Source organism: Leptospira andrefontaineae (assembly GCF_004770105.1).
Classification (GTDB): domain Bacteria; phylum Spirochaetota; class Leptospiria; order Leptospirales; family Leptospiraceae; genus Leptospira_B; species Leptospira_B andrefontaineae.
On the sequence record NZ_RQEY01000001.1, the window covers coordinates 315,827 to 325,859 of the forward strand.

A 10,033-nucleotide genomic window follows, 5' to 3' on the forward strand; every position below is an offset into this window, starting at 1 on the left:
GCTACCTTACCCTTAGGCGTTCTCGATCGTTTCGAACTTAATCTTCTTCTTGCTCTTGGAATATTCGTCTTCGTAGTCGGAGATATCAACGCTGTTACCTTCCGAGTCAGTGATAACGATATCCAATGCAAGACCCCTGAGTTCCTGCACCAATACGTTGAAGGATTCCGGAATTCCAGGTTTAATGGAATGGATCCCTTTAACGATAGCTTCGTAGATTCTTGCTCTTCCGAGCATATCGTCCGACTTGATGGTAAGAAGTTCCTGAAGAGTATGAGATGCGCCATAAGCTTCGAGAGCCCAAACCTCCATCTCTCCCAAACGCTGACCACCGAACTGAGCCTTTCCTCCGAGTGGTTGTTGAGTAACCAAAGAGTAAGGTCCGGTAGAACGAGCGTGGATCTTGTCGTCCACCAAGTGAGCGAGTTTCAACATGTAGATGTAACCACAGAATACCTCGTTCATGAAAGGTAATCCGGTACGTCCGTCGTATAATTTGAATTTAGAGCTGAGAGGAAGATTTGCTTCTTTGCAATACTTCTCTACATCCGCTTCTGTAGCTCCGTCGAAAACTGGAGTTTCGAAATTGATTCCCAGTTTGCTTGCAGCAAGTCCGAGTTGAGTTTCGAAAATCTGTCCGAGGTTCATACGAGAAGGAACACCTAACGGGTTCAGAACGATATCCATTGGAGTACCGTCTTCCATGTAAGGCATGTCTTCTTCTGCCATGATACGTGCAACGACACCCTTGTTACCGTGGCGTCCTGCCATTTTATCTCCGACCAGAAGTTTACGTTTACGAGCTACGAAAACTTTCACCATTTCTTCTACGCCGGCAGGAAGTTCATCTCCCTTCTCGCGTGAGAAACGTTTGATATCGATTACAGTTCCTTCGAAACCGTTCGGCATACGAAGAGAAGAATCTCTTACTTCCTTCGCTTTTTCTCCGAAGATAGAGTGAAGAAGTTTGTATTCAGGAGTTAGATCAGTTTCTCCTTTAGGAGTCACCATACCTACCAGGATATCTCCCGGTTTTACTTCTGCACCAACACGGATCACACCGGTTTCATCTAGATCACGGAAAGCTTTGTCCGAAAGATTCGGAATATCTCTTGTGATTTGTTCTTGTCCAAGTTTGGTTTCTCTTGCTTGGATCTCGAACTCTTCGATGTGGATAGAAGAGAAAATATCGTCTTTTACAACTTTCTCGGAAATTAGGATCGCATCCTCGAAGTTGTAACCTTCCCAAGGCATGAATGCCACAAGAACGTTACGTCCAAGTGCGAGAGTTCCATTGTCTACCGCAGGACCGTCAGCAAGAACAGTTCCCTTTTGTAGAATGTTACCGTTCTCATCCATTCTTTCGCCGGAAACGATTTGTCCTGCGATAGTAGTTCCTCTGCGAACTTCTTCGCCGTTAGAAACGATTGGTTGGTATTGTTTATTGCCGGAGATCAGATTGTATTCGCGAACGTTTCCGTTATCCGCAGTCACTTCGATTTTCTCTTTGCTGACTTTAGTAACTTTACCGTCGATCTCAGAGTGAACCACTCCAACAACCGGAGTCTGGTTGAAACAAGTACCTTGGTTGGTCTTCTTGAATTTAGTAAGATCGTAAGTGTCGGACTCTTTTCCGCCCTTGCGCTCGATTACCACCTTCTCCGCATCTACGTATGTAACCACACCTTCATGTCTGGAGATGATACAAATACGAGAATCGTATGCTGCACGAGTTTCCATTCCGGTTCCAACGAAAGGAGCCTCTTGGCGAAGAAGAGGAACCGCCTGACGTTGCATGTTAGAACCCATGAGCGCACGGTTCGCGTCATCATGCTCTAAGAATGGGATCAGCGCAGTAGAAACGGATACCACCTGCATCGGAGCTAAATCCATGTATTGGATCTCGTTCGGGTTGCGGAAAGGGTAATCCGATCTATGACGAGTAGAGATAAGTTTATTTTTAAACTCTCCCTTCTCATCTACAGGAGAAGAAGATACCGCGATAGAATGATATTCTTCCTTATCTGCGGTTAAGTATTCTATGTTATTGGATACTTTGCTGTTTTTTACTACTCTGTAAGGAGTTTCTAAGAATCCATAATCGTTCACTCTCGCATATGAAGACATAGAGAGAATGAGTCCAATGTTTGGACCTTCAGGAGTTTCAATCGGACACATACGGCCATAGTGGCTATAGTGAACGTCACGCACTTCGAATCCTGCTCTATCTCTGGAAAGACCACCAGGTCCTAAAGCGTTCAAACGACGTTTGTGAGTGAGCTCTGCCAGAGGGTTTGTCTGGTCCATAAACTGGGACAATTGGCTGGATCCGAAGAACTCATTGATAACTGCAGTGATCGGTTTAATGGAGATCAGAAGTTGTGGTGTTTGAGTTCCAACTTCTTGAACAGTCATTCTTTCTTTGATCACTCTTTCTACACGAGTGAAACCAACTTTCAATTGGTTAGCGATCAACTCACCAACAGAACGAATACGACGGTTACCTAAGTGGTCAATATCGTCCGGATAGTAGTTCTCAGTTTCAGAGATCAAGTTGAGAAGGTAACGTACAGTCTCGATGATATCTGCAGGACGAAGAACTCTTTCTATTGCGCTCGTGAATTCTTTAGGGTTATTGAATTCGAATTTGCTATTGATCTTATAACGACCAACATCACCCAAATCAAAAGATTTAGGAGAGAAGAATAGACGATTCAATTCCGCTTCTGCGTTCTCGATCGTAGAAGGTTCACCCTGTCTCATGATACCGTGGAATTTAAGAACTGCGTCTTCGTAATCGTTGACTCCGTCTTTTTCCAAACAGTTAACTAAAACAGGATTATCCTTATCTTTTGGATATTCTACGAGTTCAACTTCCTTCACCTTCATCTCTTTTAAGATGGAGATATTATCTTCGTTGATCTTGGAACCGGCATCAAGCATTACCTCTCCGGTTTCCATATTGATCACATCCGCGATCACTCTACGTCCGATCAGACGTTTGAGTTCCTTCGTAGAAGCTCCTCCGATTTTTGCTTTGGAGGATTTATAAAATAAACGTAATATCTCTTCGTTTGTTCCGTGCCCTAAAGACTTAACAAGAAGAGTTGCAGGGAATTTTTTCTTACGGTCAATTTTAGCGACCAAGATCCCCTTATTGTCCATTTCGAATTCCAACCAGGATCCGCGATAAGGGATCACTCTGGCGGAGTAAGTATCTCTTTCTTCGTCATAAGAGAAGAAGATACCTGGTGAACGGTGAAGCTGAGAAACTACAACACGCTCAGCTCCATTGATAATAAAAGTTCCCTGCTCGGTCATTACAGGAAGATCGCCCATATAGACGACCTGCTCACGGATCTCTCCGGTTTCTTTGATAATGAGTCGAATAACCGCTTTTAAAGGAAGAGCGAAAGTAGCATCTGTGTCCTTACATTCTTGAGGAGATTTTTTAGCGTCTCCTAAAACATAGTGACTGTATTCCATCACCATGTCGTTGTTCGGACTTTCAATAGGGAAGGTTTCTCTAAAAACCGCTTCTAGTCCCTGATTTTTTCTTTTAGTGGGATCCTTAACTTCGGATTGAAGAAACCAATCGAATGACTTCTTCTGAATCTGAATCAAGTTAGGAAGGTAATCCAAATTGGTGATCTTACCGAAGTTTACCCGTTTTCTTTCTACTTGACCGTACATTCGTGTGCTCCCTGGGATGATGGAAAATTATAACTGCGCGAAAAAATGCAATAAGGCAAGGAAGTACGCTGGCCTCCTTGCCTGAGTGAAAGGATTGTAATCAGATATCGAGGAGACAAAGCCTCGGCTCCCTGATTAGACAGCCTTAAGTTCGATTTGAGCTCCGACAGCTTCTAATTTCTTTTTAATGTCGTCAGCTTCTGCTTTCGCAACGCCGTCTTTAACAGACTTTCCGCCAGCTTCTACTAGATCTTTTGCTTCTTTCAAGCCAAGACCAGTGATCTCGCGAACAACCTTGATAACTTCGATTTTTTTATCGCCGAAACCTTTCAATACAACGTTGAAGGAAGCAGGCTCATCTGCTGCCGCTGCTGCTCCACCTGCTGGTGCTGCTGCAGCTACTGCTACTGGAGCCGCTGCGGAAATTCCGAACTTCTCCTCCATTTTTTTAACTAGGTCGGCTGCTTCCACAAGGGTAAGTTTGCCAAGTTGCTCTAATAACGCTTCAGTGGTAGACATAGGGTGCTCCTTTGATTCCGTTTGGTCCTTTTAACTACTAAATTAGTTCTTACTGATTGTTCTTCTCTGCCGCTGCTTGGATAGCACGTGCGAGTCCTGCGATAATTTGGTTCAGACCAGAAGCGATACTTCTTGCCGGACCATTGATACCGCCCGCGATTTGAGCCAATAGTTGCTCTCTCGAAGGAAGACCTGCGATTGCTTCCACGCCCTCTCCGTCTAGAACGGATCCGTCCAAGTATCCCGCTTTCAGAATAAGATTCTTATTCGTCTTTGCGAATTCTTTTAGGACCTTCGCTGCATTCGGAAGGTTTGCATCAGAGAAAATCGCCGCTAGAGGTCCTTGATATTCGGATCCAAAGGCGATGTTCTTATCCTTATGCTTCTCGGATTCTTTAAGTGCGAGTAGAAAGAGATTGTTCTTGATCACTTTCATCTCGGATCCTTCTTTACGAAGTTTCGCGCGAAGATTTGTGATCTCTTCTACTGTGAGTCCGCTGTAGCTGGCTAGGATAAAGTCGCTACGTTTTTCTAATCTGCCTTTTAATTCGGCAACTGCTTCAATTTTTTCCTGGCTGGGCATTGTTCCTACTCCCGTCTACTACATCCTTAAATGGATGTGTTGACCAGTTCCTTAACGTCTACTTTCACACCGGCACCCATCGTTGGGGAAACGGAGAAAGTTTTCAGATAATCACCCTTTGCATCCGAAGGTTTATCTCGGAGAAGAGTTTGAACTACTGTACGAATGTTTTCTACTAATTTGGTATGATCAAAACTGACTTTACCAACACCTAGGTGAACGACTCCGCCTTTGTCCGGACGATATTCGATACGTCCTGATTTTAGTTCGCCAACTGCTTTCGCTACATCGTTAGTAACTGTTCCAGCCTTAGGCTTAGGCATTAAACCTTTACGTCCTAAGATCGGTCCCAGTTTACCTACTTCCTTCATCATATCAGGAGTAGCAACGCAAGCGTCGAAGTCGGTCCAACCGCCGGCAACTTTCTCGATCAGGTCCATATCGCCCACGAATTCCGCACCTGCGTTTTTCGCGTCGTTTTGTTTGTCTCCTTTGCAGAAAACAAGAACCCGAACCAGTTTACCGGTTCCGTGAGGAAGAGAAATAGTTCCCCTCACGTTTTGGAGAGATTTATAATTTACTTTCGTAGAGATTTCTATCGTTCCGTCGAACTTAGAGTAAGAAGTAGCTTGAGCTAATTCTACAGCTTTATCGATCGGATAAACTTTAGTTGCGTCGACTTTCTCTTTAGCCGCGCGATATTTTTTTCCGCGTTTCATGAATTAACCCTCTACCGTAACGCCCATAGAACGACAAGTTCCAGCGATAATTTGAACAGCTGCGTCCAGATCGTTCGCGTTTAAGTCTTCCATTTTGGTTTTAGCAATTTCTTCTAATTGCTTACGAGAAATCTTCCCAACCTTAGTGGTATGAGGAGTTGCGGAACCAGACTCTAATCCGATCGCTTTCTTAACAAGAAGAGCTGCCGGAGGAGACTTGGTAATGAATGTAAAACTCCTGTCGGAGAATACTGTGATTACAACAGGAAGTTTGTACCCGATTTGGGACTTACTTCTTTCGTTGAACTGCTTGCAGAACTCCATGATGTTCAATCCTGCCTGACCGAGAGCCGGTCCGACTGGAGGAGCAGGGTTGGCCTTACCGGCTTCAACCTGGAGCTTAATCTGCTTTACTACTTTTTTTGCTGCCATTGGCGAAACACCTTATTTGTTTCTCCCGGTTCTCCCACCGGTCAAGGTTCGGTTTTGACCTGTAGATAATCTAATTCCACAGGGGTAGAGCGTCCGAAAATCTCTACCTTCACTCTGAGTCTTCCTTTGTCCGGGAAGATCTCGTCTACGACTCCAGTAAAATTCGCGAAAGGGCCATCGATAATCTTCAGGCTATCTCCCACTTTAAACAACAATCTAGGAGTAACTGGCTCCTCAGATTGGAACTCTCCGGTTTCCGCGAAAAGATTTTTCACTTCATCTACGGAAAGAGGTTCAGGTCCTCCGTCTTTTGATCCTACAAAAGTAGAAACAGAAGGAAGACTTTGGATCATGAAGCGAAGGTCTTCGTCCATATCCATTTCAACAAGAACATAGCCCGGCATAAGTTTCTTCTTAGTGACCTTCTTTTTGCCGTTCTTCATCTCGGCGACTTCCATGGTAGGAATACGCACTTGAGAAATCTTCTCCTCCAGCTTACGCTGTTGGATCAGCTTTTCCAGATTTTTCTGGACCTTATTCTCGTGACCGGAATAAGTCTGTAACGCATACCATTTCAAATCAGCCATCATAATCACACTTTATCCTAAGTTCTTACAGATTCCAGAATCCGGTAAGAAGCTTCACAAACGCAGTATCCGAAAAGAATAGGAAAGCAGAGAAAAATAACACTGTGACTAGAACTACGATGGTGGACTGCATCACCTCTTGTCTATTCGGCCACTGAACTTTTTTTAGTTCTTCTCTACATTCTTGTATAAATGCGCCAAACTTCACTAATTAATCCTTCCTAAATCTCAAAGAACCTGCGGAAAAAACTCCAGGTCTGGAGAGAATCGAACTCCCACCAAGGACTTTGGAGATCCTTGTTCTACCATTAAACTACAGACCTATTCGAACTTAGCCCTCTACCAGGCTTGAACTGGTGACCCCTTCCTTACCATGGAAGTGCTCTACCACTGAGCTAAGAGGGCATGTCTATCTACCCGCTCCCAGAAGAGGAGCTAGAAATACACAGTATTTTTACCCAGGGTCCCTGGTCAAGGTTTTAGCCGAGATTCCCAGCCTGATGGCATTATTTATGCAAGGAAGAGAAATTTTTGCCAAGCATCGCTCTGCTTCGGTGTGATGTCCATGTTTTTATGTGACATAATAGAACAAGTCATAAGGTGAGAAGGGTTCGTACTTTCTAAATTTCTACTCCAGGTCGCAAGGTGGAATAACATTTACGCTCCAGAATCAATTTTCCGTCCCTACTCACTTGACATATGGCATATTACGCCATATATTACCATATATGATAGCTGTCAAAACCACCTTATATATCCCAGACGAGCTGATCTCTAGTGCACAGGACTATACAGGGATCCTAGAAAAGACACGTCTCGTGCAAGAGGGATTGCGCGCACTTATTCGGGAAAAATCAGCAGAAAGAATGGCTCTACTAGGGGGAAGTGATCCAAAAGCAGAAGGACCTACCCGTAAAAAAATCTCTAAATGAGTGCAGTGCTCGTAGATACTTCCGTTTGGATCAATCATCTACGTAGATCGGATCCCAAACTGGTAGAACTTCTTCACCAAGGCTTAGTTCGACGTCATCCTATGGTAGAAGGAGAACTCAGTTTGGGAAATTTTAAGAACAAGAACTCTTTTCTAACTGAATATGCCCAATTAAAAGAAGTTCCGATCGCAAACCATAAAGAGACTATGATCTTTTCAGAAAGAAATTCACTGGCTGGGCTCGGAATCGGCTGGATAGATGCACATTTGCTTGCAAGCTGTGTATTAGGAAGTGCAAAATTATATTCTGCAGACCTATCTTTAGTAAAGGCTGCGGAGAAGGTTGGCATCGCGGAAATTACAGCATGAATGAGTTCGGAACCCAATCTTATACTTCCCTATTTTTAGTTTTTTCGATCGGACTAGCATTTTTATTTTCTCTGGGAGAAATATTTTCTTCTCCCAAGGGAGAAAAACAAAACCTACTCGCCTTTATTTTCCTATTAGTGGGGCTCTTTCTTATACATGCATTTTTAATTACATGCAAAATGATCGTACGTTTTCCCGGCTTGTATCTAACCCATCTTCCTATATCTGCGCTTATGGGTCCTTTTATAGAACGTTATCTTCTCCTTGCCATGGGAAACACTCCTGAATCAAAAAAAATTTTCTATCTGAAGATGCTTCCCGCTATTGCAATATTTCTATGGATGTCTAATTTCTATTTTTCAGGCGGTATAGAAAAGATCGAATTACTCAAAGATCTACAGACCACCGGCCTTCCTTTATTTTTAAAAATCCCAGTATTAAGCACACTTGGACTCATGTTCGTATTCTTACTTTCTACATTCTATCGTTTGTTTTCTGGTTTTAGATTCTCAGTTATATACAAGGACCCAAGAATGCTTACGATCTTCGGAGTAAGCGTTTGTATTTTGATCATTCTATTATACGGAGCTATTTCGGTATCGTTAGGATCTATCAGAGGTTTAGAAGGAGTTGGTTCTTTAGTAGGGATCTTTTTATGTTCTTTGTACATTCTACGCCAAGGATACCCCGAATTTTTCTTAGAAGTGCAAAGAGTAGTAGAAGAAGAGAAAAAGTATAGAGCCTCGCAACTAAACGGACTAGACCTAGAGAATATCAAACAAAATCTAGAAGATCTCTTCCAAAGGGAGAAGGTATTCTTAAAGGAGGATCTGACCCTAGGATTTTTGGCAGGTAAATTAGAGATCAGCACTCACCAACTTTCGGAATATCTGAACAACGAAATTGGAAAAAATTTCTTTCAATTATTGAATGAATACAGGGTGCAAGAAGCCAAAAAGAAAATAGAATCGGATCCTGCGGAAGTTTTATTATCCATAGCCTACTCCTCAGGATTTGGCTCCAAATCCGCTTTTAATGAGGTTTTCCGAAAGGAGACCGGATTCACACCTTCCGAATACAGAAATAAAATCCGCAAAAATAAGTCCAAATAGTCCGTTTCGATCGGTCTGGACGTATATTTTATTCCGCTCCGATCGGGGAGGACGATTTCTTTCTCCTTCTGTCGTAAACTGAATACAGAGATCGGAGGAAAAATGGCAATCAACGCTTGTGATTTCGGTTGGGAATGTGTTCGGAATTTCGGACTATTCCAACTTTCAATGAACTTTATCAGATACTATCCTTTAGCAGGACTTGCATTCTTCATATTCTGGGTTTGGAAAAAAGGATACTTTGAGAAGTATCGTATCCAGAAAAATTTCCCAAAATGGGAGAAGGTAGTATACGAGATCAAACAATCTGCGGTTACAATGGTAATGTTCAGCTTGGTTGCAGTTGTTTCTTTCAGCCTTCAAAAATTAGGTTATCTACCTAGAGCACTCTATTTCGATATCTCGGAAAGAGGTTGGGCTTACGCGATCTTAAGTTATATCTTGATCACTGTTTGGCATGAGACTTGGTTTTATTGGGCTCATAGGTTAATGCATCATAAAAAAGTTTATAGTTTCGTGCATGCAATCCATCATAAATCCGTAAACCCTTCTCCTTTAGCAGCATATAATTTTCATTGGGCAGAAGCTTTTCTAGAAGCGATTTATGTTGTGCCATTCATCAGCCTGGTTCCGATCCATTTCGGAGTATTTATATTCCATACATTCTACGCGATGGTCATGAATATTTGGTGGCATCTCGGATATGAATTTTTCCCAAAAGGTTGGGCAAGTCATCCGATCACAAAATGGATCAACACTTCTACCCATCATAATCTTCATCACCAAAAGTTTCATGGGAACTATAGCCTCTATTTCAATTTTTGGGATAGGATCATGGGGACAAATTTCCCGAATTACGAAACCTATTTTGATGAGGTAGCAGAGAAGAAGGAAGATTATTCAAAAACCCCTGTAACATCCGAGATAGGATTTGCGAAATAGATTTCCTCAATTAAATTTTCATTAGCTCAAACTGGAAACCGAGTCTCCTCGGTTTCCTTTTTTTGTATCTAAGACTTAGAATATAATTCCGCTTCCTCCATGACCACCTCCGCCGTGGCCGCCGCCCCCTCCTCCACCGCCTGAAC

General features: G+C 42.9%; 11 protein-coding genes and 2 tRNA genes. 4 read left to right on the forward strand and 9 right to left on the reverse strand.

The window, feature by feature from the left end; genetic code table 11:
- Positions 1-12: 12 nt before the first annotated feature.
- The 9 genes from rpoB to EHO65_RS01540 all read right to left on the reverse strand — a co-directional run bounded on the left by rpoB (position 13) and on the right by EHO65_RS01540 (position 6,938).
- Positions 13-3,693 carry a DNA-directed RNA polymerase subunit beta gene (rpoB, locus tag EHO65_RS01500; protein ID WP_135679883.1) on the reverse strand — a complete coding sequence of 1,227 codons (3,681 nt, stop codon included), beginning with the start codon at positions 3,691-3,693 and terminating at the stop codon, positions 13-15.
- A gap of 135 nt (positions 3,694-3,828) precedes the next feature.
- Positions 3,829-4,212 (reverse strand): 50S ribosomal protein L7/L12, encoded by a 384-nt coding sequence (gene rplL / locus EHO65_RS01505; protein ID WP_135628973.1) that lies wholly within the window; start codon positions 4,210-4,212, stop codon positions 3,829-3,831.
- Between the two features lie 49 nt (positions 4,213-4,261).
- Positions 4,262-4,795 carry a 50S ribosomal protein L10 gene (gene rplJ / locus EHO65_RS01510; protein ID WP_135628972.1) on the reverse strand — a complete coding sequence of 178 codons (534 nt, stop codon included), beginning with the start codon at positions 4,793-4,795 and terminating at the stop codon, positions 4,262-4,264.
- A gap of 26 nt (positions 4,796-4,821) precedes the next feature.
- Positions 4,822-5,514, reverse strand: coding sequence for a 50S ribosomal protein L1 (gene rplA / locus EHO65_RS01515; RefSeq protein ID WP_100709197.1), 693 nt, complete (start codon positions 5,512-5,514; stop codon positions 4,822-4,824).
- 3 nt (positions 5,515-5,517) lie between these two features.
- Positions 5,518-5,946 (reverse strand): 50S ribosomal protein L11, encoded by a 429-nt coding sequence (gene rplK, locus EHO65_RS01520; RefSeq protein WP_100709196.1) that lies wholly within the window; start codon positions 5,944-5,946, stop codon positions 5,518-5,520.
- Between the two features lie 41 nt (positions 5,947-5,987).
- Positions 5,988-6,533: a transcription termination/antitermination protein NusG gene (gene nusG, locus EHO65_RS01525; protein WP_020770487.1), complete on the reverse strand. Its 546-nt coding sequence runs from the start codon at positions 6,531-6,533 to the stop codon at positions 5,988-5,990.
- A 25-nt stretch (positions 6,534-6,558) separates the two neighbouring features.
- Positions 6,559-6,741, reverse strand: a complete 183-nt coding sequence (gene secE, locus EHO65_RS01530; protein WP_008595351.1) for a preprotein translocase subunit SecE — start codon at positions 6,739-6,741, stop codon at positions 6,559-6,561.
- 44 nt (positions 6,742-6,785) lie between these two features.
- Positions 6,786-6,856, reverse strand: a tRNA-Trp gene (locus EHO65_RS01535).
- Between the two features lie 10 nt (positions 6,857-6,866).
- Positions 6,867-6,938: transfer RNA gene (locus EHO65_RS01540), tRNA-Thr, on the reverse strand.
- Between the two features lie 323 nt (positions 6,939-7,261).
- Here EHO65_RS01540 and EHO65_RS20140 point away from each other — a divergent pair.
- The 4 genes from EHO65_RS20140 to EHO65_RS01560 all read left to right on the forward strand — a co-directional run bounded on the left by EHO65_RS20140 (position 7,262) and on the right by EHO65_RS01560 (position 9,887).
- Complete coding sequence (locus EHO65_RS20140) at positions 7,262-7,465, forward strand: type II toxin-antitoxin system VapB family antitoxin (protein WP_100705593.1); 204 nt, start codon at positions 7,262-7,264, stop codon at positions 7,463-7,465.
- Positions 7,462-7,833: a type II toxin-antitoxin system VapC family toxin gene (locus tag EHO65_RS01550; protein WP_135772461.1), complete on the forward strand. Its 372-nt coding sequence runs from the start codon at positions 7,462-7,464 to the stop codon at positions 7,831-7,833. Before EHO65_RS20140 ends, EHO65_RS01550 begins: the two co-directional genes overlap by 4 nt.
- Positions 7,830-8,945: a helix-turn-helix domain-containing protein gene (locus EHO65_RS01555; protein WP_135772462.1), complete on the forward strand. Its 1,116-nt coding sequence runs from the start codon at positions 7,830-7,832 to the stop codon at positions 8,943-8,945. The genes EHO65_RS01550 and EHO65_RS01555 overlap by 4 nt, the downstream gene beginning before the upstream one ends.
- A 102-nt stretch (positions 8,946-9,047) precedes the next feature.
- On the forward strand, positions 9,048-9,887 hold the full coding sequence (locus EHO65_RS01560) for a sterol desaturase family protein (protein WP_135772463.1): 840 nt from the start codon (positions 9,048-9,050) through the stop codon (positions 9,885-9,887).
- Positions 9,888-10,033 lie beyond the last annotated feature (146 nt).